This window comes from Rhizobium sp. AN80A (assembly GCF_030053015.1).
GTDB lineage: Bacteria > Pseudomonadota > Alphaproteobacteria > Rhizobiales > Rhizobiaceae > Rhizobium > Rhizobium metallidurans.
This window is the reverse complement of record NZ_JASJPX010000003.1, coordinates 2,442,140-2,467,526: the sequence shown is the minus strand read 5'-3', so window position 1 is coordinate 2,467,526 and position 25,387 is coordinate 2,442,140. Positions and strand designations below refer to the sequence as shown.

Below are 25,387 nucleotides of genomic sequence, written 5' to 3'. Positions count from 1 at the left end.
ATGGAGCCGCCGTGGCGAGTGCCGTATCCCCTTGGAGAAGGGAGCCGGCGATCACGCGGAAGATCGCCGGAAACCTATTAAATTTGAGTGAAATGCGATGAATTTTCGCCCCATCGCAGGCAAACGCGGCGCCGATGTCGCCGGTTGATAATGCTTATAGTTTGTTTGCGACGTCATCCCGCGAAGGGATGGAAGGCTGGGCACCCGGCTTGAGGCATGCGAGCGAGCCGGCAACGGCCGCGCGGCGAAGCGCGGGCTCGAAATCGAGCCCTTCGTCGAGGCTGGCGGCGAAGTATCCGCAGAAGGTGTCGCCCGCGCCGACGGTATCCACCGGCTCGATCTTCAGCCCCTTCGCGCGCGATATCGCGCCGTCTCGGATCGCCACCACGCCATCGCCGCCAAGCGTGACGATCAGCGTCTGTCCCGTCTCGGCGTTGAGGCGCCTCAGTGCGGCCTCGCGATCCTCGGCACTCATGTTTTCCTGCCCGGCCAGAAGCTCGAACTCGGTTTCGTTGGCAATGACGATATCGGCGAGGCGCCCGAGACGCCCGGCATCCGCAATCAGCGGCGCGAGATTGAGGATCGTCGTCACCCCCTTGGCGCGGGCGGCGACAAGCGCGCGTTCGACCGACGCCGGCGGAATTTCGAACTGCAGCATCAGCACGTCGCCTTTGCTCATCGCGCCGACGGCCTGATCCGCATCCTGCGGCGTGACCGTGCCGTTCGCGCCCGGCACGACGGCGATCATGTTTTCGCCATCGCCGCCCACGAGGATGATCGCGGTTCCCGTCGGCTGGTCCGCGCGCTTGACGGACTGGAGATCGGTGCCGGCCTCCTTGAGGAGGGCAAGCGCTTCGTCCGAAAAGCCGTCATGGCCGACCGCGCCCGCCATGTGCACGGTGCGTCCGGCGCGACGCGCGGCCAGCGCCTGGTTGGCTCCCTTGCCGCCCGCCGCCGTTGAAAAGCCGTTGCCGGCCACCGTCTCGCCCGGCTTCGGAAGCCGTTGCGTCGTGGCGATGAGGTCCATGTTGATGGAGCCGAAAACGGTGATCATGCTGCGGGTGTCCCTTCCAATTCTCTGTCGGGCGCGACACTGCCGAAGGCGTCACTCGTCGTCAACCACCCTCAGCTTAAGAAGTCCCGTTCTGCTCTCGACGGATTTCGACGCGGGCGCTTCCTCGTCCGCCGCGCGGCCTGCCTCCGCGCCTTCGAATTCCAGCGCCTCGATCTTGGCGCCGCGTCTGGTCAGCTTGTCGGCGGAGGTGACGATCATGTCGACATCCTTCTGCGCCATGGCGAAATGCCCTTGCAGCTTGCGAACGCGATCGTCGAGGCGGCCGAGGTCATCCATCAGGTTGGCGACCTCGCCCTGGATGACATGCGCCTGCGCCTGCATCCGCTGATCCTTCAACACCGCCTGGATGACCTGGATCGACAACATCAGCAGCGAGGGCGAGACGATGACCACGCGGGCGCGATGCGCCTTCTGCACGATCGCCTCGAAATTCTCGTGAATTTCCGCGAAGATCGATTCCGACGGCACGAACAGGAACGCGGTATCCTGGGTTTCGCCCTGGATCAGATATTTCTCCGCGATATCGCGGATATGGATTTCCATATCGCGGCGAAACTGCTGCGACGCGGCCTTGGCGAGTTCAGGTCCGCCGGCTTCGCGAATGGCGTTCCATGCCTCGAGCGGGAATTTGGCATCGATCACGAGCGGCGGCGCGCCATTGGGCATGCGAATGGTGCAATCCGGGCGCGAGCCGTTGCCGAGCGTCTGCTGGAAGGCATAGGCGCCGATCGGCAGGCCGTCGGCGACGATCGTCTCCATGCGCGACTGGCCGAAGGCGCCGCGCGTCTGCTTGTTGGACAGGATCGCCTGCAGCCCGACGACATCCTTGGCAAGCGTCTGGATGTTGTTCTGCGCCGCATCGATAACCGCCAGCCGCTCCTGCAGCTTCCTCAGGTTCTCATGCGTGGACTTGGTCTGCTCCGTTATGGTCGAGCTGACGCGCTGCGACATGCCGTCCAGCCGCTGGCTGATCGCCTGGTTGAGTTCCGACTGCCTGGAGCCGAACACCTCCGCCATCGCGGCCATCCGCCCCTGCATTTCCGATTGGATCCGCAACAGCTCCCTCATCCGCGCATCCGCTTCGGCGGCGCGCTCCAGCGCCTCTTCCGCCTGTTCGCGCCGCAGCTGGCCGCCACGAACGAGAAGGATGATCATCAGCACGATCAGTGCCGCAAGGGCCGCGCCGGCAAGGGCGAGCGACATGGGGCTGAAGCCTGAAAGGGTGGCGGAGAGCGAGTCGGTGCTGGTTGTCATGCGCGCACCATAGCAAAGTCGCACGGCTTTTCCAGATCAAAACGTGAACATGATTGATAGACCCGCCTTTGCGCGGGAGATGCCACACGAATGCCAGCTAAGAAATGACGGGGTAATTTAACGCTTACGAAACTATATTCGGCAAAAGCTGCGCGCAAATTGCACCTCATCACATGAAGAAGCAGATATATATTATGAGCAGCCAGCAGCCAGAAAACGGTCTTAAGCAACGCCTGGATTTCATCGAGCTGGATGACAGCGCGCGTCAATCGCTGCGCCAGATGCGGCCGGCGATTTCCGAGATGCTGGGTGGTGCGCTCGACCGGTTCTACGGAAAGCTGGCGCGCACGCCTCAGGTCGCGAGCTTCTTTTCCGATAAATCGCACATGAACCATGCCAAGTCGCGGCAGGAGACCCACTGGGCCAATCTCGCCGGCGGCAACTTCGACGAAGCCTACGTCAAGGGCGTCGTCGCGGTCGGCAAGACGCATGCGCGCATCGGCCTCGAGCCACGCTGGTACATCGGCGGCTACGCGCTCTTGATGAGTGATCTGATCAGGGGCCTGATGGCCAAGGAATGGCCATCGCGCTTCGGTCGCGGCCAGGGCAAGCTGCTCGCCGAAAAGCTGACCGCCGTCGTCAAGGCCGCGATGCTGGACATGGACTACTCGATCTCGGTCTATCTCGAAGCGCTCGAAGAAAAGCGGCTGAAGCTCGAGGAAGAGCGCCAGAAGGCGGAAGCCGATCAGGCGATGGCGCTGAGCCATCTGCGCCGTGGTCTCGAAGCGCTGTCGCGGGGCGATCTCGAAGCCACCTTGCCCGATGATCTGCCGGGCAATTTCAAGGACATGGGCGACGACTACAACCGCGCCGTCGCGGCGCTGCGCGCCTCCTTCGCATCGGTTCGCAGCACGTCCGGCGAGATCCTGCGTGGCACCGATGTGATCGCCAAGGGCTCCGACGATCTGGCGCTGCGCACCGCGCAGCAGGCAGCCGGCGTCGAGGAAAGCTCGGCCGCGCTGCAGCAGCTCTCCGTCAGCGTCGGCCAGACGGCATCCAACGCCGAGAAGGCGTCCGCGGCCGTGCGCGAAACACAGCAGAAGGCGAAGAACTCCGGCGAACTGGTCACCAGCGCCGTCTCCGCCATGGCCGGCATCGAGAAGTCGTCGAGCGAGATCACCAAGATCATCGGCGTCATCGACGACATCGCCTTCCAGACAAACCTTCTCGCGCTGAACGCAGGCGTCGAAGCGGCGCGCGCCGGCGAGGCGGGCAAGGGTTTTGCCGTCGTCGCCCAGGAAGTCCGCCAGCTGGCGCAGCGCTCGGCCGATGCCGCCAAGGAGATCAAGAAGCTGATCTCCGAGAGCTCCGCGCAGGTGAACCAGGGTGTCGACATCGTCAGCAGCACCGGCGATCCCTGAGCGACATGATCGATCGTATCGACATTATCAACAGCTTCGTTGCCGATATCGCCGCCGCCGCCCGCGATCAGGCGACCGGCGTCAACGAGGTCAGCGTCGCCATCCGCAACATGGACACCATCACCCAGCAGAATTCGGGAATGGTCGAGCGCACGTCCGCCGAAACCCGCCGCCTCCGCAACGAGGTGGAAGGCCTGGTCGGCCTGCTCGAGCGCTTCCGCATCGGTGGCGCCACGCGACCGGCCCACGAGGCGCCGCGCCGCGCCGCCTGAGGCGAAAGTGTCGAAATGACGACGGCGGCGTAAAAAAGCGCCGCCTCCGGCTTTCGGATAATTCCATCCCGCAAAAAGATGCGTTATGGGAACGCCATGACCATCAAGCCACTCATCATTCTTCCCGATCCGTTGCTTCGCCAGGTTTCCAAGCCGGTCGAGCGCGTCGACAGCGATCTGCAGCGTCTCGCCGACGACATGCTGGAGACCATGTACGATGCTCCTGGTATCGGGCTCGCCGCCATCCAGATCGGCGTTGCGCGCCGTATGCTCGTCATCGACGTCTCGCGCGAGGGCGAGGAAAAGCAGCCGCTCGTCTTCATCAATCCCGAGATCGTCACCTCCTCCGACGAGCGCTCGGTCTATGAAGAGGGCTGCCTCTCGATTCCCGATTACTATGCCGAGGTCGAGCGCCCGGCGACCGTGGGCGTCAAGTATCTCGACCGCGACGGCAAGGAGCAGACGATGGAAGCAGACAGCCTGCTCGCCACCTGCCTGCAGCACGAGATCGACCACCTGAACGGCGTGCTCTTCATCGATCACATCTCCCGCCTGAAGCGCGAGATGGTCATCAAGAAGTTCACCAAGGCCTCCAAGACCACCAAGGCGCTCTGAGCCTCGCGTTGATAACCCGGGACCCAAGTGCTATGATATCAGTGATATCGTAGTGGAGGTGCCAGATGGGTGATCTTCTGATCCGTGGCCTTGATGACGACTTGAAGGCGCATCTGCAGGAGCGTGCGATCCGCAATGGTCGCAGTCTTTCGCAGGAAGCGATCGAAATGATGCGGGGCCAGATCCTCAGGGAGCAATCGCTCGTGCCCGCGGGAAATCGTTTGCGAGGGTTGTTGGGAGATGAGCGGCTGACGGCGGATGAGGTCGAGACCTTTTCCGAGCTCCGTCATGAAACCGATCGCGATCCGCCGCGCTTCGAACCATGATCGTTCTCGACACCAACGTGATCTCCGAGATCCAGGGCCGGCTCAACAGTGAACGTATCCTGACCTGGCTCAACGGGTTCGAGATCGAGTCCCTGTTCCTGACGACCATTTCCATTGGCGAGATGTATTACGGTCTGCATCTGCTCGACGAAGGTCGCCGGAAGGCATCGCTGATCGCGGATTTCACTCGGATCGAGGCCGACTTTGCCGGTCGTGTTCTTGGCTTCTCCATCGAGGCGGCGCGCCGCTATGGCGCGCTTGCCGCCGCTCGTCGAAATGTCGGCCGCTCGATGGAGACCAAGGACGCCATGATCGCATCAATCTGCCTCATCCACGGCGCCACGCTCGCCACGCGCAACACAAAAGACTTCGAAGGGCTTGATCTCAAGCTCGTAAACCCGTTTGAAGGCGGCTGATCTTCAAGATTGGCCTTGAGCCAGGAATTGGCGGCACACAATGTCTCTTCGCATCATCTTCATGGGTACGCCCGAGTTCTCCGTTCCGACGCTGCGCGCGCTGGTCGATGCCGGCCATACGATCCTCGCCGTCTACACCCAGCCGCCGCGCCCGGGCGGGCGTCGCGGGCTGGATCTGCAGAAGTCGCCGGTGCATCAGGCCGCCGAGCTCCTGGGGCTTCCCGTCTTCACGCCCGTCAATTTCAAGGATCTGGAAGAGCGCGAGCGCTTCGCCGCCCACAAGGCCGACGTCGCCGTCGTCGTCGCCTACGGGCTGCTGCTTCCCGAAGCGATCCTCAACGGCACGCGATATGGCTGCTACAACGGCCACGCCTCGCTGCTCCCGCGCTGGCGCGGCGCCGCCCCCATCCAGCGCGCGATCATGGCCGGAGACGAAAAGACCGGCATGATGGTGATGAAGATGGACAAGGGCCTGGACACCGGCGCCGTCGCCATCACCAGCGAAGTGGCAATCGGCGAAAACATGACGTCGGGCGAGTTGCACGACCGGTTGATGCTCACGGGCGCGAGGGCGATGGCCGAGGCCATGGTCAAGCTCGAGATGGACGATCTGCCGCTGACGCCGCAGCCCGGGGAGGGCGTGCTCTACGCATCGAAGATCGACAAGGCCGAGACGCGTATCGATTTCTCCCGTGACGCCGCCGACGTTCACAACCACATTCGCGGTCTGGCGCCGTTTCCGGGCGCCTGGTTCGAGCTTGAGTTCGGCGGCAAGCCCGAGCGCGTCAAGGTGCTGGGCTCCGAGCGCGCCGAGGGATCGGGCGCTGCGGGTGAACTGTTGAGCGACGATCTCGTCGTCGCCTGCGGCACCGGCGCCGTGAGATTGACCAGGCTGCAGAAGGCCGGCGGCAAGCCGTTGGCAGCCGCCGACTTCCTGCGCGGCACGCCGCTTGCCAAGGGCACGAGGCTCGCCTGATGTTCCGCTACCGCATGATCGTCGAATATGACGGCTCGCAATATGTCGGCTGGCAGCGGCAGGAAAATGGTCCCTCGGTGCAGGGCGCGATCGAGAAGGCCATCCTCTCGGCCAGCGGCGATGTGGTGTCGATCCGCGGTGCAGGCCGCACCGATTCCGGCGTGCATGCCATGGGCCAGGTCGTCCATGCCGACCTCTCCAGGGAATGGTCGCCCTTCAAGCTGCAGAACGCGCTGAACGCGCATCTGAGGCTGGCAGGCGAGCGCGTCGCGATCCTCGATGTGACAAACGCCAGCGAATTCTTCGACGCACGGTTCTCGGCGCTGCGCCGCCACTATCTCTACCGCATCATCAGCCGCCGTGCGCCGCTGGCGCTGGAGGCCGGCAAGGCATGGTTCGTGGCGAAGACCATGGATCACGAGGTCATGCACGCAGCCGCCCAGACGCTGGTGGGAAAGCACGATTTCACCACCTTCCGCTCCGCCCATTGCCAGGCCAACAGCCCGGTGCGCACGCTCGACCGTCTGGATGTGACGCGATCAGGCGATCTCATCGAAATTCGCGCCACCGCGCAAAGCTTCCTGCACAACCAGATCCGCTCCTTCGCCGGCACGCTGAAGCTTGCCGGCGAGGGGCGCTGGACGCCGGATGATGTGCGCGCGGCGCTGGAGGCGAGGGACCGCAAGGCCTGCGGCCCGGTCGCCCCGCCCGACGGTCTCTACTTCATGCAGGTCGATTATCCCGACGTGATCGTCGACCGCAGACAGGAAACGGAAACAACCGATGACGACGACGATCTATCATAACCCCGCCTGCGGCACCTCGCGAAACGTGCTGGCCATGATCCGCCAGTCGGGCGAGGAACCGTTCATCATCGAGTATCTGAAGACCCCGCCGAGCGGCGAGACGCTGGTCGCGCTCATCGCCGAAATGGGCATCCCCGTCCGCGCGCTGCTTCGAGAGAAGGGCACGCCCTACCACGACCTCGGCCTTGCCGATCCGGATCTCGACGACGAACACCTCCTCGACGCCATGCTCGCCCACCCGATCCTCATCAACCGGCCGATCGTCCGGACCACCAAAGGCACTCGGCTCTGCCGTCCGTCGGAAGTCGTGCTGGAAATCCTGGAGAACCCGATCGGCGCCTTCACCAAGGAAGACGGAGAAATGGTCCGGAGCCCTTAAACCGGGTAGATCCCCAGGAACCGCTGCATGAATTCCGACAGCATCAGCGCCGGCACGAACAGCACCAGGGTCATCGCGCCGATCAGCGGGCCGTTGCCGTTGAAGATCATCCTGAGGATGCGGGCGATGGCGAAGACCTGGGCCAGCATGAAGGCGAGCAGCAGCAGCGAGACGATGCCGATCGTGCCGGGCAAAAAGAACACCAGCGCCAGCAGCAGGCCGTTGATATAGGAGAGCGGCACGCCAAGCCAGTTGACGCTGACGATCACATGGCCGAAGCGCTCGCCTTTCTTCATGATCAGCAGCAGCAGGCCGGCCAGCACCAGCGGCACGAACCAGTTCGCCGCCTCCACCAGCCCCAGGCGAAAATAGAAGACCGGGCTGACATCCGTTTGCGGCGGCATCGTGCGCAGGAAGGATTCTGCGCCACCACAGCCACGAAATCCCCATCGGCGGCAGGCACCAGACGAAGGCCCAGAAGGAGCGATTGACGCCCCGGTCCGACATGTCGAGAAAACGGAAGCCGGCCGGATCCATTCGGATCAGCAACCAGAGGCCGGCCAGATAATATTGGACTTCCCTAAATCCCGGCATTCTCGAACCAGCGCGCGATGAAGGTTTCATAGACGACGGTCAGCCGCTCGAGGTCATCAACCACGACGCGTTCGTCGATCATGTGCATGGTTTGACCCACGAGGCCGAACTCGACGACGGGGCAATAATCCTTGATGAAGCGCGCATCCGACGTGCCGCCCGTGGTCGACAGCGCCGGCGACTGGCCGGTCACGCTTTCGATCGCCGAAGACAGCGAGGCGATCAGCGCGTTGTTGCGCGTGAGGAAGACGTGGCTCGGGCGCTCCGCCCAGACGAGATCGTATCTGAACGGAGCACGACCCGCCCGGAGCACGCCTTCGGAGGCGGCGGCATCGAGGCGGCGGATGATCTCCTGTTGCAGCGTTTCCGCCGTCCAGGTGTCGTTGAAGCGGATGTTGAAGCTCGCCGTCGCCTTGGCCGGAACCACGTTCGTCGCCGGATTGCCGACATCGACGGTCGTCACTTCGAGGTTGGAAGGCTGGAAGTTCTCGGTGCCGGCATCGAAGGGCGGGTGCATCAATGCCTGCGTCAATTGCAGGATGCCGCGCACGGCGTTATCGGCCAGATGCGGGTAGGCGGCATGCCCCTGCACGCCATGGGCGGTGATCTTGCCCGTCAGCGATCCGCGGCGGCCGATCTTGATCATATCGCCCAGCCTGTTCGGGTTGGTCGGCTCGCCGACAAGGCAGGCATCCCAGCGCTCGCCGCGCTCGGCTGCCCATTGCAGAAGCTTGATCGTGCCGTTGATGGCGGGACCTTCCTCGTCGCCGGTGATCAGGAAGGACACGGATCCATCAGGCGCGCCATGCTTTTCGATATGGCGGGCGATCGCGGCCACGAAGCAGGCGATGCCGCCCTTCATGTCGACCGCGCCACGGCCGAACAGCTCGCCGCCCGCGATCTCGGCGGCAAAGGGCGGATGCGTCCACGCGCCTTCGTCGCCCACGGGCACGACATCGGTATGGCCTGCAAACATCAGGTGCGGGCCGTCATTGCCGAGCCGGGCGTAAAGGTTCTCGATATCCGGCGTGCCCGGCTCCGTCGCCTTCACCTTGTCGACCTTGAAGCCGAGCGGCGACAGCATGGCTTCCAGCGCCGAAAGCGCGCCGCCCTCGGCAGGCGTAACGGATGGGCAGCGGATCAGGGTCTGGAGATTGGCAATGGGATCGGTAGCGGTCATGACAGTGGAACTATCCGGCGGTAATGGCAAAGAAAAGGCAAGGAAGAGTTGCGCCCGGTGAAAGCCGCGTCCGGCTTTCACCGGCTCGATATAGGGCGGAAACTCGTGCGTTGCCGCGCATGGGATCGTTCACGCGCGGCAACGGATCGGGTCTTGATCAGTCGCGCAGCAGCTCGTTGATGCCGGTCTTCGAGCGGGTCTTCTCGTCGACCGTCTTGACGATCACGGCGCAGTAGAGGTGCGGCGCGGCAAGGCCGTTCGGCATGGTGGCGTTGCCCGATGGCATGGAACCGGCGACGACGACCGAGTAGGGCGGGACTTCGCCGTAGAAGACTTCGCCGGTGGCGCGGTTGACGATCTTGGTCGACTTGCCGATGTAGACGCCCATGCCGAGAACCGAGCCCTCGCGGATGATGCAGCCCTCGACGACTTCCGAACGGGCGCCGATGAAGCAATTGTCTTCGATGATGGTCGGGCCGGCCTGCATCGGCTCGAGCACGCCGCCGATGCCGACGCCGCCCGAGAGATGCACGTGCTTGCCGATCTGCGCGCAGGAGCCGACGGTGGCCCAGGTATCGACCATCGTGCCCTCGTCGACGAAAGCGCCGAGGTTGACGAAGGACGGCATCAGCACGACGTTCTTGCCGATATGGGCCGAGCGGCGCACGACGCAGTTCGGCACGGCGCGGAAGCCTGCGGCGCGGTATTCGTTCTCGCCCCAGTTCTCGAACTTCGACGGCACCTTGTCCCACCAGGTCGAATTGCCGGAACCGCCCTTGACGACTTCCATGTCGTTCAGGCGGAAGGACAGGAGAACGGCCTTCTTCAGCCACTGATTGACCTTCCAGACGCCGTCGGCGCCGCGCTCTGCCACGCGCACCTTGCCGCCGTCGAGAAGCTCGAGCGCGGTTTCGACCGCATCGCGCACGTCGCCCTTGGTCGAGGTGTTGACGCTGTCGCGGTTGTCGAAGGCGGCTTCGAGGGTCTTTTCGAGGGCGGAGAGGTCGGTGGCGCTCATGAGAATTCCTTAAACTTCGATCTTTATCGTTGGAGGCGAGGGCCTCCGGGAATTGTGATTGGCGGGATGCGATCTGCTCTATCGCATGCAGGGCTAAAATGGAATGATTTTTCGGGACGGCCGGGTTCCCGATCACGGCTGCGCAACGACATACGGCAGGTGCTGCCGCAGGACTGAAAGGCATTGGAATGACAAAGGCGAAAAACGGCAGGTTGCGGCGCAAGGACGGCGTCTGGGATCCGTTGAAATCAAGCGAGACAGACAAGCAGCGCGCCGAAGCCGTGCCGAAAACGCCGCAGACCCTGTCGCCGGCCTATCGCCTTGCCTATGCCGACCAGGACTTCCTGTGCCGCGAGGAACTGCGGCCGATCCGCCTGCAACTGGAACTGTTGAAGCCGGAAATGCTGCTCACCGAGCTCGGCATCAAGTCGACCGTCGTGATGTTCGGCGGCGCCCGTATTCCTGCGCCCGGCCAGAGCGCCTGGGCTGCCCGCAACGAAACCCAGCGCACCAATCTGGAGGCGGCGTCCGTCTATTACGACGAGGCGCGCAAGTTCGCCCGCCTGTGCTCGAAACACGCCGCCGGATCTCGATTTCCACGAGTATGTCGTCGTGACCGGCGGCGGACCGGGCGTGATGGAGGCGGGGAACCGGGGTGCTGCCGACGAGGGCGCGCCCTCCATCGGTCTCAACATCGTGCTGCCGCATGAGCAGGCGCCGAACGTCTATGTGACGCCGGAGCTCAGCTTCAACTTCCACTACTTCGCCATCCGCAAGATGCATTTCATGATGCGCGCCAAGGCGATCGCCGTGTTCCCGGGCGGCTTCGGCACGCTGGACGAATTCTTCGAGTGCCTGACGCTGATCCAGACAGGCCGCATGGAAAAGATGCCGCTCATCCTCTTCGGCGAAAAGTTCTGGAAAAGCATCGTCAATTTCGACGCGCTTGCCGAATTCGGCACGATCGCGCCCGACGACGTCAACCTGATCAGCTTCGTCGACACCGCCGACGCCGCCTGGAAGATCATCCAGGACTTCTACGAACACCCGGAGTAGGGGGCTCCACTAAGACACGGAAAAGCCCGCCGCGATCGTCGCGGCGGGCTCTGATGCCGGTCGTTTCCTGTCTTGCAGGCCCTGCCTTACAGGCCCCGCCTTAGAGGAATGGGCGTTGCGGCATGTCGGCGATCGAGATGACACCGTCCTTGTTGGTGTCCATGCGCGTGAAGAACTTCTCGAAGGCCGCTTCGGCTTCCTGCTTGGAAATCTGGCCGTTCTCGTCGGTGTCGATCCGCTGCATCAGCATCAGTTCGCGCATCATGCCGGGGCCGCGCATGCCGTTGCGGCCGGGACCACGGTTGGCTTCGGGCTGCGGCGGTGCGGGCTGGCCCGCGTCGGCATCGGCCGGAGGCGGTGCGGGTGGTGCTTCGTCGTCGGCGGCCATGTCGTCCGCGGATGCCTTGATCTTGGCGATCTGCGCTTCCTGATACTTGCGGATTTCCCCCGGTGTCAGCGAGCCGTCATTGTCGGTATCGATCGCCGCGAAGATCGTCGTCATGCCGGTCGTGGCTTCGTCCTTGGAGATCTGGCCATCCTTGTTGGTGTCGAACTGCTGCAGCATGCGCACGAAGGCGACTTCGCGCATGACAGGTCCGCGCATTTCGCCGCCCATCATCATGTGACGGGGCTTCTGCGGATGCTTCTGCTTGTCGCCGGGCGCGGCAAAACTGCTGCCGGCTGCGGCACCGACGATCAGGACGGAGGAAAGTGCGGCCAGTATCAGCTTGTTCCGAGACATTTGGGTTCCTTTCACTGTGCGATCTCAATGCGGATCACAGACGAAAAGGTAGGGCGCGCTCGCCCGATTACCCAGTTAAACATCGGTAAGCTGGATGAAACTTTCGTAATTTAGCGCGTGATCTTGCCAAGGAAATCAGTGAGATCGTCGGTCACGAAGTCGATGTGGTCATCCTCGCCGCTGGTCTTTTCCCACCACTCGACGACCGTGTCCTCGAGGTTGTTGGGCACCAGGAGCACGGTCTGCATGCCAAGCGCCTTGGGCACTGTCAGGTTGCGCGGCAGATCCTCGAACATCGCCGCCTTGCGCGTCTCGACGCGCTTCAGCTGGGTGAACTTGTCATAGGTTTCCTGCGCCGGCTTCGGCACGAATTCCGCCGCGACGATATCGAAGATGTCATCGAAATGGTCGAGAATGCCGAGCGCGCCGGCCGCCATTTCCGCATGCTTGACGCTGCCATTGGTGAAGATGAACTTGCGGCCCGGCAGGGATTTGATCGCGGCGCCCAGTTCCGGCTGCGCCGTCAGGCTGGAATAATCGATCGCATGCGCCTTCTCGAGGAAGTCGTTGGGGTCGACGCCGTGGTGGATCATCAGCCCCTGCAGCGTCGTGCCATGCTCCAGATAATACTGCTTCTGCAGCTTGCGCGCCTCATCGCGCTCCATTTGCAGCAGCGTCGAGACATAGGACGTCATGTTCGTGTCGATCTGCGCGAACAGATTGACGTGATGCGGATAGAGTGTGTTGTCGAGGTCGAAGACCCACTCTGTCACATGCGCGAAGTCGGAATGGGTGGGCGTGCGATCGATCTTGCTCATGCCTGCCTTATGGCACGCGTCGCGTTCGATTGAAATCCGGAATGCGACCATTCACGCCCGTTGATTGATCGCCTGACGTGATCGCACTAGCTTTCCGGCACACGAAGTGAGGAGGAGAAGATGAATCAAGCTGAGAAGGCAAAGACGTTCGGCGCGCTGCACCAGAAGGGCAATCCTGTCGTTCTCTACAATGTGTGGGACGCGGGAACGGCAAAGGCAGTGACCGAGGCCGGCGCCAGGGCGCTGGCGACCGGCAGCTGGTCGGTCGCAGCCGCGCAGGGCTATGGCGATGGCGAGAAGATCCCGATGGAAGCGCTGGTCGCAACGACCCGCCAGATCACCGCGGTCAACGATCTGCCGCTCTCCGTCGATTTCGAGGGCGCCTATTCCACCGATCCCTTAGGCGCTGCCGCGAATGTCGAGCAACTGATCGATGCCGGCGCGATCGGCATCAATTTCGAGGATCAGGTGGTGGGCGGTGATGGGCTGCACCCGGTCGAGAAGCAGGCCGCCCGCATCCGCGCCATCCGCGAGATGGCGGATCGCCGCGGCATTGCGTTCTTCATCAATGCGCGAACAGACCTGTTCTTGCGCGAGGGCGATCTTTCGAAACATGCCGGTCTGGTCGAGGAGGCGCTGGAGCGCGGCAAGGCCTATGCGGCCGCCGGTGCCGATGGCTTCTTCGTGCCGTGGCTGATCGATGAAGCCTTGATCGAGAAGATCTGCGCTGCCTCGCCGCTGCCGGTGAACATCATGATGCGGCCGGGCGCGCCTGATGTGAAGACGCTGGCGAAGCTCGGCGTCGCCCGTGTCAGCTATGGACCGGGGCCATATCGGGCGATGATGGAGAAGCTGAAAGAAGCGGCTGCTGTGGTTTACGGGACGCTGTGAGGTAGACCCCTGTAAGGTAGACGTAAGATAGACCCCTCCCCAACCCCTCCCCACAAGGGGGAGGGGCTTGCTGGGCGCGCCCTCTCCACGAGACCGAAGCCTCTCGACATATGCAGATGGTGTGAGATGGCACAAAGGGCGCAACGCGTTAGCCCCTCCCCCTTGTGGGGAGGGGTTGGGGAGGGGACTTAATCCCGACCGCAACAGAAAAAATACCGCCCTCAGGGAACGATCAGCGTTCCCGCGCCGCGCTCGGTGAAGATCTCGAGCAGCACGGAATGGGCGGTCTTGCCGTTGAGGATGACGACGCCCTGGACGCCGGCCTTGATCGCGTCGATGCAGGTTTCGACTTTCGGGATCATGCCGCCGGAAATCGTGCCGTCGGCGATCAGCTGGTGCGCCTGCGAGACGGAGAGTTCCTTGATCAGGTTGCCCTGCTTGTCGAGCACGCCGGGAACGTCGGTGAGGAACAAGAGGCGCGTCGCGTTGAGCGCGCCGGCGATCGCGCCTGCGAAGGTATCGGCATTGATGTTATAGGTCGCGCCGTCGCGGCCCGGAGCGACCGGGGCGATGACCGGGATCATTTCCGAGCGGGCGAGCAGGTCGATCAGCGTGCGGTCGACTTCAACGACCTCGCCGACGAAGCCGAGGTCGAGAACGCGCTCGATGTTGCTGTCCGGGTCCTTGATGGTCTTGCGCGCCTTTTCGGCGAAGACCATGTTGCCGTCCTTGCCGCATAGGCCGATCGCCCATTCGCCCGTCTGGTTGATGAGGGCGACGATTTCCTTGTTGATCGAGCCGGCGAGAACCATCTCGACGATCTCGACCGTCTTGGCGTCGGTGACGCGCAGGCCGCCTTCGAATTTCGATCTCGATGCCCATCTTTGTCAGCATGGCGCCGATCTGCGGTCCGCCGCCGTGAACGACGATCGGATTGACGCCCGATTGCTTCAGGAGCGCGATATCGCTGGCGAACGCCTTGCCGAGCTCCGGATTGCCCATCGCATGGCCGCCGTATTTCACGACGATCGTCTTGTTCTCGTAACGCTGCATGAAGGGCAGCGCCTGCGCCAGCAGCCGTGCCTGGATTTCGCTTTCGGTCTCGGTCATCGGATACCCCGCAGAAAAATGGTTGCGGCCTTTTATCCCAAGTTTTTGACAGATGGAATAATCATTGGCCCGATAGTTCGCGCAATTTGCCCATACCCCGCCGTCTTGCCAAGCGTGACCGAACACCCATAGTTAGGGAAGGACATTGGGGAAGAGACACGGCATGACGAGCGAGGAAATCGCCGAACTGATCGGTCGGGTTGCAATGCGCGACCGAAAGGCTTTCGTGGCTCTGTACCGTGAAACAAGCCCGAAACTTTTTGCGATCTGTCTGCGTATCTTGAAGGACAAGACGGAGGGGGAGGAAGCATTGCAAGAGGTCTATATCAAGGTCTGGCAACGCGCTTCCGCCTTCGCGATCTCCTCGGGAACGCCTTCGTCCTGGCTTGCGGCGATCGCGCGCAACCAGGCGATCGATACCCTGAGAAGCCGCAAGCCGGTAGCCGACGAATTGGACAGTGCCTATGATCTCGCAGACAGCCAACTTGATCCGGAAGCGACAACTGTGATCCGCGATGAAGGAAGGCGGATTGACACCTGCATGGAACAGTTGGAAGCTGATCGTGCGGTGGCGGTCAGGCGGGCTTATGTCGAAGGGCTGAGCTATCAGGAACTGGCCGATGAGTTCGGCGTGCCCCTGAATACGATGCGCACATGGCTGCGGCGCAGCCTATTGAAGCTGAGAGAGTGCCTGGAACGATGACGTCGTCCGATCAAAGCAAGGGAGGTCGCTCCCGCGATGAGGTACTCGCCGGCGAGTATGTTCTCGGCGTTCTGTCTTTTCAGGATCGCCGTGTCGTCGAGGACCGCATGCGCGTCGACCGGCAGTTCGCGGCGATCGTCGGCCGCTGGGAAGCGAACCTCTCAACGTTCAACGACGATTACGATGCCGTCACCCCCGGTCAGGAAACCTTCAAGCAGGTCGAAGCGCGTTTGTTCGGCGTGCCGCAGCAGGCCGCCGCGCCGGGCAGGGGCGTCTGGAACTCCATCTTCTTCTGGCGCTGTCTCGCCGCCGTCTCGCTCGTCATCACCTCGGCGGCATTGTCGCTGACGGTGGCGACGGTCTCGCCATTGAAGCCGACCGTCCCGCCGCTGGTCGCTCAATTGTCGGCGCCCGCCGGCCAGGTCAATCTGCTCGCGTCTTACGAGGCGCAGACCGGCCGGATGCGGATCGTTCCGGTGGCCGCGGGCAAGCCGGAGGAGAAGTCGCTCGAACTGTGGTTGCTGCCGGAAGGCGGCACGCCGAAATCGCTCGGCATCTTCGCCGCGGGAGAGGGCGGCGATGGCGAACTGGTGATCCCCGTGGACATGCGCTCGGCGATCGGCGAGGGCACGAGCTTCGCGGTCAGTCTGGAGCCATTCGGCGGTTCGCCGACGGGCGCGCCGACCGGCCCCGTGGTCGCAAGCGGCGCCGCGCGCCGGCCGTGAGACCGGCTGAAACTTTTTCCATCCACCCTTCGTAGATCCTCATGTCCGTGCGACGCCGATGCATTCAGCCGGCGACCCGCGAGCGGACTGATGAGGAGAACAGTCATGATCAAGTTCGCGCTGCGCACGGCAGCCCTTGCAATCGCCGTATCCGCAATCGCTTTCGCCGCGCAGGCCAAGAACCCGATGGTCGGCGGCGCCGCCATGTATCCGACCAAGAACATCGTCGAAAATGCCATGAAGTCGAAGGATCACACGACGCTCGTGGCCGCCGTCAAGGCAGCCGGCCTGGTCTCGACGCTCGAAGGCAAGGGTCCGTTCACGGTCTTCGCGCCGACCAACGAAGCCTTCGCGGCACTGCCTGCCGGCACCGTCGATACGCTGCTGAAGCCGGAGAACAAGGCGAAGCTCGTGAAGATTCTCACCTGCCACGTCGTTGCCGCCGACGCCATGGCAAAGACCGTCGCCAAGATGATCAAGGATGACGGTGGCGAGCACGACATCAAGACAGTCGGCGGCTGCGTGCTGAAGGCCAAGGAAAGCATGGGCAAGATCACGCTGACCGACGAGAGCGGCGGTGTCGCCAATGTCACGATCGCCGACGTCAAGCAGTCGAACGGCGTCATCCACGTCGTCGACAAGGTTCTGCTGCCGAAGATGTAACCGGTAGTTCAGGCAGCAACGGGAGGCGCCCCTTTACACCCGGGGCGCCTCTTTCACTTCCAGTTGTCGACGCCAACAGTCAGCGCGATCGCCGCGCGCAGATCGTCCAGACCCTCGCTCTTTTCCGAGGAGGTGGCGATGATGCCGGGGTAGGCGGCGGGGCGTTTCTTGATCTTTTCGGCCGTCTCCGCCAGGAGCTTGACCACGGCTGGCGGCTTGATCTTGTCGGTCTTGGTCAGGACCACCTGATAGGAGACGGCGGCCTTGTCGAGCAGGTCGAGAACCTCGTCGTCGTTCTTCTTGATGCCGTGGCGGCTGTCGATCAGCACATAGACGCGCTTCAGCGTCGCGCGCCCGCGCAGGTAGTCGAACACCAGCTTGGTCCAGGCGTCGACATGCTCCTTGGGCGCCTTGGCGTAGCCGTAGCCCGGCATGTCGACGAGCGCCATCGGCGGCAGATCGCCGGCCTCTCCGGAATAACCGTCGGGCACGAAATAGTTCAGTTCCTGCGTGCGGCCCGGCGTGTTGGAGGTGCGCGCCAGACCATGCTGGCCGACGAGCGCGTTGATCAGCGACGACTTGCCGACATTCGAGCGGCCGGCGAAGGCGACCTCGGCCGGTCCTTCCGGCGGCAGGAACTTCAGGGACGGCACGCCGCGGATGAAGATCCAGGGGCGGCCGAAGAGCGGCTTGTTGTTGTTGTCGGTCATTCGGCCTTTTCCAGCGCGTCCAATTCCAGTGAACCTATGGCATTCAGGTTTCGGGCGATTTTGTCAACCGGCAGCGAAGAATGTCCTGAGAAGCGGAATGCCACAAAAGAAAAAGCCCCGCCGAAGCAGGGCTTTTCGCTATTTTTCCGTTGGCGCCGGCTTTCGCTTGAACAGCCCCTTCAGATTGTCGAAGAGTTCGATCTTCACGCCGTGGCGGCGCATGATCACCGCCTGCTGCATCACCGAAAGCGTGTTGTTCCAGGCCCAGTAGATGACCAGACCGGCCGGGAAGCTCGCCAGCATGAAGGTGAAGACCAGCGGCATCCAGTTGAAGATCATCGCCTGCGTCGGATCGGGCGGGGTCGGGTTCATGCGCATCTGCAGGAACATGGTGACGCCCATGATCAGCGGCCAGACGCCGAGATGCAGGAAGGTCGGAGCGGCGAACGGCAGCAGGCCGAACAGGTTGATGAACGAGGTCGGATCGGGCGCCGAAAGGTCCTGAATCCAGCCGAAGAACGGTGCATGCCGCATCTCGATGGTGATGTAGATCACCTTGTAGAGCGAGAAGAAGATCGGGATCTGCAGCGCGATCGGCCAGCAACCGGCGATCGGATTGATCTTCTCTTCCTTGTAGAGCGCCATGGTCGCCTGTTGCAGCGCCATGCGGTCGTCGCCGAACTTCGCCTTCAGCTCTTCCATCTTCGGCTGCACGCGCTTCATGTTCGCCATCGAAGCGTACTGCTTGCTGGCGAGCGGGAAGAACAGCGCCTTGACGACGATCGTGGTCATCAGGATCGCGACGCCGAAGTTGCCGAAGTAACGGAAGAAGAAGTCCATCAGTTTGAACATCGGCTTCGTCAGGAAGTAGAACCAGCCCCAGTCGATCAGGCGGTCGAAGCGCGGGATCTGGTAAGTGGCTTCATAACCGTCGATGACGGGAACTTCCTTGGCGCCGGCGAAGACGAGGTTCTTCAATTCGAGCGTCTGGCCGGGGGCGACGGTCACGGCGTTCTGCTTGTAGTCGGCCTGGAAGCGCGGCTGCCCATCCGTGAAGTGGCTGAAGCGTGCGTCGTAGGCGGTCGTCTGCGGCGGAATGATCGTCGCGGCCCAATACTTGTCGGTGATCCCGAGCCAGCCGCCGGTCGCCGTTGCCGGTGTCACGGCTTCCTTCTCGACGGCCGTATACTTGCTTTCGATCAGGCCGTCGTCGCCGATGACGCCGATGAAGCCTTCATGCAGAACGTAGGTCGGAGCAACAGCCGGCTTGTTGTAGCGCGTTATGCGGCCATAGGAGGAAAGTGCCGCGGATGCCTGACCGGCATTGGTGATCTTGTCGGTGATCGTGAACATGTAGCGTTCGTCAACCGCGATCGTGCGGGCGAAGGTGATGCCCTTGTCGTTGGTGTAGGTCAGGGTAACAGGGGTCTTCTCGGTCAGCTTGGCGCCTTCGGGGGCCGTCCAGAGCGTCGAGGGGCCGGGAACATTGCCGGTATTGGCGTCGCCGATGTAGCCGAGCTCGGTGAAGTAGCCATCCTTGGTCTCGGACGGGCTGAAGAGCGTGATGAGCGGGCTGGTGTCGTCGACCGTCTCGCGGTAGCCCTTGAGCTTCAGGTCGTCGAGGCGACCGCCGGCAAGGTTGATCGAGCCGGTCAGTGCCGCGGTGTCGATGACGACGCGCGGGTTCTTGGCGAGCGCGTCGGCAAGCGACGTGGTGGCCGGTGCCTGGCCTGTCGGAGCAGCGCCGCCCGGCTGCGCGCCACCGGCTGCCGGTGTCTGCGTCTGCTGGGTCGTCTGCTGTGCCTTCTGGGCAAGCTCGGCCTTGCGCTGCGCTTCGATGCGCGGATTCATGTAAAGGAATTGCCACCCGAGAACGATCAGCACGGAGAGGGCGATCGCAATGAAGTAGTTGCGGTTGTTTTGCATCATACGTTCCTGGGGCGGCCGTCTCCGGACCGCTTGTGTTTCGGCTTCGTCTGGACGCGAGCCTTGAGCTCAGCGGCTAATTCTTTGAAGGATGCTTGGAGCACGTCCCTTCGCGCGACAACCACATAGTCGTGTCCGGGCTGCATTGCAAACCCTGCATGAAGTCGCACCGCCTCTTTCAGGCGCCGCCGCATGCGGTTTCTCTCGACTGCGTTGCCGTGCTTCTTGGTGACGGTGAAGCCGACGCGGGCTTCGGTGTCGGGTTCCTTCCTGTCGAGCACCTCGAGAAGGAAGAATCCACCCCTGCGTTTTTCGCCATTGCGAACAGCAAGAAACTGCGGGCGGCTTTTCAGCCGCCCGGCAGTTATTTTGGGATCTTTGGTCGTCGGATCGCCCGTCATCTGATCGGGCACTTCCGGCCTTAGGCCGAAAGACGCTTGCGGCCGCGGCCGCGACGAGCAACGATGACCTTACGGCCGCCCTTGGTAGCCATACGTGCACGGAAACCGTGACGACGCTTGCGAACAAGCTTGGAAGGTTGGTAAGTACGCTTCATTTATTTTAATCACCGCGGAGTGCGGCCCTTCTTGAATTTGCATAATGCAAGGAGCGTTGTTTTTCGAACGGCGAGAGGCTCAAAAAGCCTTATGTGACCGGACGTGCGGCGGCTTATACGGACGAAGGTCGCGAAAGTCAATTATACCAGCCAGAATCCCGCCTGCTCGCCATTTGAGTGTGAAAATTAGCGATTGCTGTTAATGATTGCGCCGACCGGTCAATATCATGGTCGCTATCATTTTATTCTGTTTATGCAGCCAAAACGTGCGTTCAATCGGTTTATATACTTTTCCCGCGAAAAAATATCGGCGGCAATCATCGTTTACAGGTGATTTTTTATAGTAGCCGACGAAAGTATCGGAAATTCAACATTAATTGTTTTAGCCCAATTTGAAGCAACGGCCGGGCATCCAGTTTTCGGCTTCTATGTTTATTGGGGGGTTCCTTTGAAAATTCGAGGTAAGATCAACATACTTGTCTGCGCCATGTCTTGTGTCGCGCTGGTTATCGGCGCGACGGCTCTTTGGGCCGTGCAGCGCTACAACGAAAATCTCACCGCCTACGAGGATGCCGCCAGCCGCGCCTATTCCGGCGAGCGCTTGAACCGCTATGTGACCGCGACCGTGATGGAAGCGCGCGGCATCTATGGCGCCCCCTCCACGAAGGAAGCCGCAAGCTTCGCCAAGGGTCTGCTTGCAGCCCTCGATCAGGTGGACGCCACCATCGCATCCTGGACGCCTCTTGTGCCGGAAAATCAGATGGAGGCGTTCAGCAAGCTCAAGGCCCGCGCCGCCGAATTCCGGACCTTCCGCGCGGAAACCGCGCGTCTCGGCACGGAAGTCAGCCCGCAAGCCGCCAACGAGCAGGGCAACAACGACGCCAACCGCGCCAACCGCAAGGCCTTCCAGGCCGAGATCGACGCGGTTGTCGCCACCGACAGGGCAACGCTTGACGCCGTCAACGAGGAAGTCGAAAACTTCCGCACGTCGATCCTGTGGCTGGTTCTCGGCATCACCGGCGTTGGCATCGCGGCCGGCATCGGCATGGGTCTTTATGTCGGCACCATCCATCTTTCCCGTCCGATCAAGAAAGTCACCGAAGCCATCAACAATGTCGCCGACGGCAACTTCGATACCGAAGTTCCGTTCCCCGGCCGCAACGACGAGATCGGCGAGATGGCCGCCGCCGTTGCCGTGTTCAAGGAAAATGGCCTTGCCGTGCGCCGCATGAATGCCCAGGAAGCGGCCATGCGCGCCAAGAGCGACGACCTGCAGTCCAGCATGTCGGTCGTGGTGGCCGCCGCCGCCGCCGGCGATTTCTCGCGCCGGATCGACAAGGACTACGGCGACGAGAACCTCAACCAGTTCGCCAGCAACATCAATCATCTGCTGTCGGGCGTCGATGGCGGCGTCGGCGAAACCCGCCGCGTCATCGCCAGCCTCTCGGAAGGCGACCTGACGCAGACCATGCGCGGCAATTTCCAGGGCGCCTTCGCGGAATTGCAGAAGAACGTCAACAGCACCTTCGCCACGCTGCAATCGACCATGCGTGAAGTGCGCGAAACCGCCGAGGGCTTCCACGGCAACACCAACGAGCTGCGCTCCGCCAGCGACGACCTCTCCAAGCGCACCGAACAGCAGGCGGCGGCGCTGGAAGAGACCTCCGCCGCGCTGGATGAGATCACGGCCGTCGTCAACAACTCGACAGATCGCGCCCAGGAAGCCAGCGTCATGGTTTCCGAGGCCAAGGACGATGCCGGCAAGTCGGGCGTCGTCGTTCGCAACGCCGTCGATGCCATGGGCCGCATCGAGCAGGCATCGCGCGAAATCAGCCAGATCATCAACGTCATCGACGAGATCGCTTTCCAGACCAACCTTCTGGCGCTGAACGCCGGTGTCGAGGCCGCGCGCGCCGGTGAAGCCGGCAAGGGCTTTGCCGTCGTCGCGCAGGAAGTCCGCGAGCTCGCCCAGCGCTCGGCAACGGCCGCCAAGGACATCAAGGGCCTGATCACCAAATCCGGCGGCGAAGTCCAGATCGGCGTCAAGCTGGTGCAGGAAACCGGCGACGCGCTCTCGCAGATCGAACGCCGCGTCAATGCGATCAACGACCATATCCACTCGATCGCCACGGCGGCCAAGGAGCAGTCGACCGGCCTCAAGGAGGTCAACACCGCCGTCAACCAGATGGACCAGGTGACGCAGCAGAATGCCGCCATGGTCGAGGAGACCTCGGCCGCCACGCACAAGCTGTCGTCCGAAGCCGATAGCCTCGTGCGCCTGATCTCGCGCTTCAAGGTGTCCAACGTGCAGCAGGCGGCACCCGTTGCCGTCGCCAGATACGAGGAACACCGGCCGGTAGCCTCGCCCGCCCGCCGCGCCATGGGCAACGTTGCCCGCGCCTTCAACGGCAACGCCGCGGTCGATCAGAGCTGGGAAGAATTCTGATTTCGCGGTGCCGAGATGACTGAGAACGCCGCCTTCGGGCGGCGTTCGCGTTTCGGCAATATGTCGCACCGCTCGCAAAGATTTGAACGCGGCGCGGAATCGTCTAATATAGAGATTGTAGTCGTGGCGCGAGACGCCCGTTGGACGAGAAGCGATGCCCGCCCCTGATCAAGGCCAAACTGTTCCCGAAGCACTGACCACGGTGACCGATGCCGCGCGTGCCGCCTGCCGGCCCGTCGGCATGTTCGGCGGCATATCCGGCAAGCTGCTGTGGCTGACGGTCGTCTGCATCATGCTTGCCGAAGTGCTGATCTTCTTTCCCTCCGTGGCGTCGATGCGCCTGCGCTGGCTGGACGAGCGGTTGAACGCCGCGGCGGGCGCCGCCATTGCCATTGATGGCCTGCAGCCCGCGGATCTTCCGGCCGACCTGCAGAAGCAGACCTTGGAGGCGACGGGCACTAAGGCGATCGTGCTGCGCAAGGACGGTACCTCGCGCCTGCTCGCCACCTGGGACATGCCGGCGTCGGTCGACGCGCAGTACGACCTGACCAGCGTGCCTCCCGTCACCGCCATTCGCGATGCGCTCGACACGCTCGTCTTCGGCGGCGACCGAATGATTCGCGTCTATGGTCCGGTGCGGGACACCAATATCGGCGTCGAAGTGCTGATGAGGGACAAGTATCTGCGCAATGCGATGCTGCTCTACGCGCGCAACGTCTTCATGTTGTCGATCATGATCGCGCTGTTTACCGCGACGCTGGTCTTCTTCGCGATCAACCGCATTCTGATCAGGCCGATCCGCAGGCTGACGGGCAGCATGCAGCAGTTTTCCGCCGATCCCGAAAATCCGCAGCATGTTTTTGTCGGCGAAGGCGGACGCGACGAGCTGGCGATCGCCGGCCGCCATCTGACCGCCATGCAGCTGCAGCTGCAGAAGACGCTGAAGCAGCAGAGCAATCTCGCGGCACTCGGCCTGGCCGTCTCCAAGATCAACCATGACATGCGCAATATCCTCGCCTCCGCGCAGCTGATGTCCGACCGCCTGGTCGACGTCGATGATCCGATGGTGAAGCGCTTCGCTCCGAAGCTGCTGCGCACCATCGACCGCGCCGTCGGCTACACGACCGAAGTTCTCTCCTATGGTCAGGCCAGCGAATCGGCGCCCCGCCGTCGCCTCGTGCGGGTGATCACGCTTGTCGAGGATGTCCGCGACATGCTGGCGATCGATCCGCAGAGCGGCGTCGAATTCATCGAGCAGATCGGCGCCGATCTGGAGGTGGATGCCGACAACGAACAGCTGTTCCGGGTGATTCACAATCTGTGTCGCAACGCGTTGCAGGCACTGACATCAGGCAATGGCGGGGGCAGTGCCGGCGACACGCCGCGGCGCATCACCGTCTCGGCCCACCGCATCGGCAGCGTCGTCAGCATCACCGTCGACGACACCGGTCCCGGCATGCCGCAGAAGGCCCGCCAGAACCTCTTCGCCGCCTTCCGCGGCTCCGCCCGCTCCGGTGGCACCGGCCTCGGCCTTGCCATCGCCCGCGAGCTGGTGCTGGCCCACGGCGGCACCATCGCGCTTGTGGAAAAGCCGTCGATCGGCACGCAGTTCCGCATCGAAATCCCGGATCGCCCTGTGTCCCTGGAGGATTATCGCGGCCGCAGCCTGTCCGAAAAGTGATGCGATCCCGCGATCCCGGCGGCCCGACAAGAAAGACGTCACTTTTTTTACAAACCCTATTGCATTCGTTCAGATGACCCTTTAGAGAACCGCTCACGCCAGCGGGACACACCGCTGCAGACGCACCCGTAGCTCAGCTGGATAGAGCACCAGACTACGAATCTGGGGGTCAGGAGTTCGAATCTCTTCGGGTGCGCCATCAACTTCCATTATGTTTCAGGGCTTCCAGTCAGTTTGAAAATCGGTCGCGTTCCCACGCATTCCGATGACGTTCCCAGACGTCTATTCTCAACCCGCCTCACCACCGCCGCCGATTGACCGACGAAATCAGATACCCCACGGCGAACGTCATCGCCGCCACCGCGATCGCCGTGCTGATGACGCCGGCGGGCGTTGTTCTGGCGCTGCCCTGTAGCGTGATGTGCTTTCCGATGCGAAGGTCGAAGACCGATTTCATCTCCTCCGGATGCGACGGGCTGTCGGATGAGAGGTCGTCTTGAATGGCTGTCACGTTCAATCCTCCGTTTCTGTGTTGGGCACCCACGCGACGCGGGCATTTTGCCCGGCGCTAGCCTGGCACAATGTTGCCGGACGATTGTCTCCGCAAGATGCCGTTTGGGCAGGAAGTGCCGTGGCTGCGGGCCGGAGAGATTGAATGCTGAGCAATATGGTTCGTGGACTGGTGTTTTTGGCGTCGGCGGCAGCCTTGGCCGGTTGTGTCGATCGCGCCAACGGGCCGATGCTGTCGCCCGTCAATCCGCTCGACCCGCCGCTCAATCCGCCGGGCATCGCGCACACCATGTGCGTCGCCGAGGGCAACGTCATGTATGGTGAAGCGCGCCGGCAATACGAGGCGCGGGCGCAGATGTCGCGTTACGCGATCGATCCAGCCAATCAGGAAGCGCAGGCGAGGGCGGCGGCGCGCCGTCAGTACGTCACCTGCATTTCCAGCCAGGGCTACCGCGCGATCTACGATCAGTAGAGGGCGAGCGGTAGAGGGTCGGGATCACGCGCAATCGCCTGCGATC

The 25,387-nt window shown here is 62.7% G+C and carries 24 protein-coding genes, 1 tRNA gene and 4 pseudogenes; 16 read left to right on the top strand and 13 right to left on the bottom strand.

Annotation, left to right across the window (positions count from 1 at the left end; translation table 11 throughout):
- Positions 1–154: 154 nt before the first annotated feature.
- Both P3R82_RS23855 and P3R82_RS23850 read right to left on the bottom strand, forming a co-directional pair.
- The gene (locus tag P3R82_RS23855) at positions 155–1,054 is read right to left on the bottom strand and encodes a ribokinase (RefSeq protein ID WP_283195583.1); all 900 of its coding nucleotides are present in this window, start codon (positions 1,052–1,054) and stop codon (positions 155–157) included.
- Positions 1,055–1,105: 51 nt separating this feature from the next.
- Positions 1,106–2,329, bottom strand: a complete 1,224-nt coding sequence (locus P3R82_RS23850) for a DNA recombination protein RmuC (RefSeq protein WP_283195582.1) — start codon at positions 2,327–2,329, stop codon at positions 1,106–1,108.
- Between the two features lie 194 nt (positions 2,330–2,523).
- Between P3R82_RS23850 and P3R82_RS23845 the strand changes: the two are divergent.
- The 7 genes and pseudogenes from P3R82_RS23845 to arsC all read left to right on the top strand — a co-directional run bounded on the left by P3R82_RS23845 (position 2,524) and on the right by arsC (position 7,540).
- Positions 2,524–4,022 (top strand): annotated as a pseudogene (locus P3R82_RS23845) (globin-coupled sensor protein).
- Positions 4,023–4,118: 96 nt separating this feature from the next.
- Positions 4,119–4,637: a peptide deformylase gene (gene def, locus P3R82_RS23840; protein ID WP_283195581.1), complete on the top strand. Its 519-nt coding sequence runs from the start codon at positions 4,119–4,121 to the stop codon at positions 4,635–4,637.
- A 65-nt stretch (positions 4,638–4,702) separates the two neighbouring features.
- Complete coding sequence (locus P3R82_RS23835; protein WP_283195580.1) at positions 4,703–4,963, top strand: plasmid stabilization protein; 261 nt, start codon at positions 4,703–4,705, stop codon at positions 4,961–4,963.
- Positions 4,960–5,379 (top strand): type II toxin-antitoxin system VapC family toxin, encoded by a 420-nt coding sequence (locus P3R82_RS23830; protein WP_283195579.1) that lies wholly within the window; start codon positions 4,960–4,962, stop codon positions 5,377–5,379. The genes P3R82_RS23835 and P3R82_RS23830 overlap by 4 nt, the downstream gene beginning before the upstream one ends.
- 40 nt (positions 5,380–5,419) lie before the next feature.
- Positions 5,420–6,355: a methionyl-tRNA formyltransferase gene (gene fmt / locus P3R82_RS23825; protein WP_283195578.1), complete on the top strand. Its 936-nt coding sequence runs from the start codon at positions 5,420–5,422 to the stop codon at positions 6,353–6,355.
- On the top strand, positions 6,355–7,161 hold the full coding sequence (gene truA / locus P3R82_RS23820; RefSeq protein ID WP_283195577.1) for a tRNA pseudouridine(38-40) synthase TruA: 807 nt from the start codon (positions 6,355–6,357) through the stop codon (positions 7,159–7,161). The genes fmt and truA overlap by 1 nt, the downstream gene beginning before the upstream one ends.
- On the top strand, positions 7,139–7,540 hold the full coding sequence (gene arsC / locus P3R82_RS23815; protein WP_283195576.1) for an arsenate reductase (glutaredoxin): 402 nt from the start codon (positions 7,139–7,141) through the stop codon (positions 7,538–7,540). Before truA ends, arsC begins: the two co-directional genes overlap by 23 nt.
- Here the strand turns inward: arsC and P3R82_RS23810 are convergent.
- The 3 genes and pseudogenes from P3R82_RS23810 to dapD all read right to left on the bottom strand — a co-directional run bounded on the left by P3R82_RS23810 (position 7,537) and on the right by dapD (position 10,332).
- Positions 7,537–8,134 (bottom strand): annotated as a pseudogene (locus P3R82_RS23810) (hypothetical protein). The gene arsC and the pseudogene P3R82_RS23810 overlap by 4 nt on opposite strands.
- Positions 8,121–9,314, bottom strand: coding sequence for a succinyl-diaminopimelate desuccinylase (gene dapE / locus P3R82_RS23805; protein WP_283195575.1), 1,194 nt, complete (start codon positions 9,312–9,314; stop codon positions 8,121–8,123). Before dapE ends, P3R82_RS23810 begins: the two are co-directional and overlap by 14 nt.
- Before the next feature lie 157 nt (positions 9,315–9,471).
- Complete coding sequence (gene dapD / locus P3R82_RS23800; RefSeq protein WP_283195574.1) at positions 9,472–10,332, bottom strand: 2,3,4,5-tetrahydropyridine-2,6-dicarboxylate N-succinyltransferase; 861 nt, start codon at positions 10,330–10,332, stop codon at positions 9,472–9,474.
- A 188-nt stretch (positions 10,333–10,520) separates the two neighbouring features.
- Between dapD and P3R82_RS23795 the strand changes: the two are divergent.
- Positions 10,521–11,388: pseudogene (locus P3R82_RS23795) on the top strand (LOG family protein).
- A 100-nt stretch (positions 11,389–11,488) separates the two neighbouring features.
- Here P3R82_RS23795 and P3R82_RS23790 read toward each other — a convergent pair.
- Together P3R82_RS23790 and P3R82_RS23785 are read right to left on the bottom strand one after the other, a co-directional pair.
- Positions 11,489–12,130, bottom strand: a complete 642-nt coding sequence (locus P3R82_RS23790) for an EF-hand domain-containing protein (RefSeq protein WP_283195573.1) — start codon at positions 12,128–12,130, stop codon at positions 11,489–11,491.
- Positions 12,131–12,240: 110 nt separating this feature from the next.
- Positions 12,241–12,948: a pyrimidine 5'-nucleotidase gene (locus P3R82_RS23785; protein ID WP_283195572.1), complete on the bottom strand. Its 708-nt coding sequence runs from the start codon at positions 12,946–12,948 to the stop codon at positions 12,241–12,243.
- Positions 12,949–13,068: 120 nt separating this feature from the next.
- Between P3R82_RS23785 and P3R82_RS23780 the strand changes: the two genes are divergently transcribed.
- Entirely contained in the window at positions 13,069–13,839 is a 771-nt protein-coding gene (locus tag P3R82_RS23780; protein WP_283195571.1) for an isocitrate lyase/phosphoenolpyruvate mutase family protein, read from the top strand.
- A gap of 221 nt (positions 13,840–14,060) precedes the next feature.
- Here the strand turns inward: P3R82_RS23780 and argB are convergent.
- A pseudogene (gene argB, locus P3R82_RS23775) lies at positions 14,061–14,949 on the bottom strand (acetylglutamate kinase).
- A gap of 163 nt (positions 14,950–15,112) precedes the next feature.
- Here argB and P3R82_RS23770 point away from each other — a divergent pair.
- The 3 genes from P3R82_RS23770 (at position 15,113) to P3R82_RS23760 (ending at position 17,040) form a co-directional block, all read left to right on the top strand.
- On the top strand, positions 15,113–15,652 hold the full coding sequence (locus P3R82_RS23770; RefSeq protein ID WP_283195570.1) for a sigma-70 family RNA polymerase sigma factor: 540 nt from the start codon (positions 15,113–15,115) through the stop codon (positions 15,650–15,652).
- Positions 15,649–16,377: an anti-sigma factor gene (locus tag P3R82_RS23765; RefSeq protein WP_283195569.1), complete on the top strand. Its 729-nt coding sequence runs from the start codon at positions 15,649–15,651 to the stop codon at positions 16,375–16,377. The genes P3R82_RS23770 and P3R82_RS23765 overlap by 4 nt, the downstream gene beginning before the upstream one ends.
- A 105-nt stretch (positions 16,378–16,482) precedes the next feature.
- Positions 16,483–17,040, top strand: a complete 558-nt coding sequence (locus P3R82_RS23760) for a fasciclin domain-containing protein (protein WP_283195568.1) — start codon at positions 16,483–16,485, stop codon at positions 17,038–17,040.
- 53 nt (positions 17,041–17,093) lie between these two features.
- Here the strand turns inward: P3R82_RS23760 and yihA are convergent, their stop codons facing one another.
- The 4 genes from yihA to rpmH all read right to left on the bottom strand — a co-directional run bounded on the left by yihA (position 17,094) and on the right by rpmH (position 20,232).
- Entirely contained in the window at positions 17,094–17,750 is a 657-nt protein-coding gene (gene yihA / locus P3R82_RS23755; RefSeq protein ID WP_283195567.1) for a ribosome biogenesis GTP-binding protein YihA/YsxC, read from the bottom strand.
- A 138-nt stretch (positions 17,751–17,888) separates the two neighbouring features.
- On the bottom strand, positions 17,889–19,676 hold the full coding sequence (gene yidC, locus P3R82_RS23750) for a membrane protein insertase YidC (protein WP_283195566.1): 1,788 nt from the start codon (positions 19,674–19,676) through the stop codon (positions 17,889–17,891).
- Positions 19,676–20,077 (bottom strand): ribonuclease P protein component, encoded by a 402-nt coding sequence (gene rnpA / locus P3R82_RS23745; protein ID WP_183901226.1) that lies wholly within the window; start codon positions 20,075–20,077, stop codon positions 19,676–19,678. Before rnpA ends, yidC begins: the two co-directional genes overlap by 1 nt.
- A gap of 20 nt (positions 20,078–20,097) precedes the next feature.
- Positions 20,098–20,232: a 50S ribosomal protein L34 gene (gene rpmH, locus P3R82_RS23740; protein WP_065689331.1), complete on the bottom strand. Its 135-nt coding sequence runs from the start codon at positions 20,230–20,232 to the stop codon at positions 20,098–20,100.
- A 448-nt stretch (positions 20,233–20,680) separates the two neighbouring features.
- Between rpmH and P3R82_RS23735 the strand changes: the two genes are divergently transcribed.
- From P3R82_RS23735 to P3R82_RS23725, 3 genes are all read left to right on the top strand, one after another.
- Positions 20,681–22,678, top strand: coding sequence for a methyl-accepting chemotaxis protein (locus P3R82_RS23735; RefSeq protein ID WP_283195565.1), 1,998 nt, complete (start codon positions 20,681–20,683; stop codon positions 22,676–22,678).
- A gap of 154 nt (positions 22,679–22,832) precedes the next feature.
- Positions 22,833–24,359 (top strand): HAMP domain-containing sensor histidine kinase, encoded by a 1,527-nt coding sequence (locus tag P3R82_RS23730; RefSeq protein ID WP_283195564.1) that lies wholly within the window; start codon positions 22,833–22,835, stop codon positions 24,357–24,359.
- A 122-nt stretch (positions 24,360–24,481) separates the two neighbouring features.
- Positions 24,482–24,558 (top strand) — tRNA-Arg (locus tag P3R82_RS23725).
- 99 nt (positions 24,559–24,657) lie between these two features.
- Here the strand turns inward: P3R82_RS23725 and P3R82_RS23720 are convergent.
- Entirely contained in the window at positions 24,658–24,870 is a 213-nt protein-coding gene (locus P3R82_RS23720) for a hypothetical protein (RefSeq protein WP_283195563.1), read from the bottom strand.
- Positions 24,871–25,014: 144 nt separating this feature from the next.
- Between P3R82_RS23720 and P3R82_RS23715 the strand changes: the two genes are divergently transcribed.
- Positions 25,015–25,341, top strand: coding sequence for a hypothetical protein (locus tag P3R82_RS23715; protein ID WP_183901229.1), 327 nt, complete (start codon positions 25,015–25,017; stop codon positions 25,339–25,341).
- Positions 25,342–25,387 lie beyond the last annotated feature (46 nt).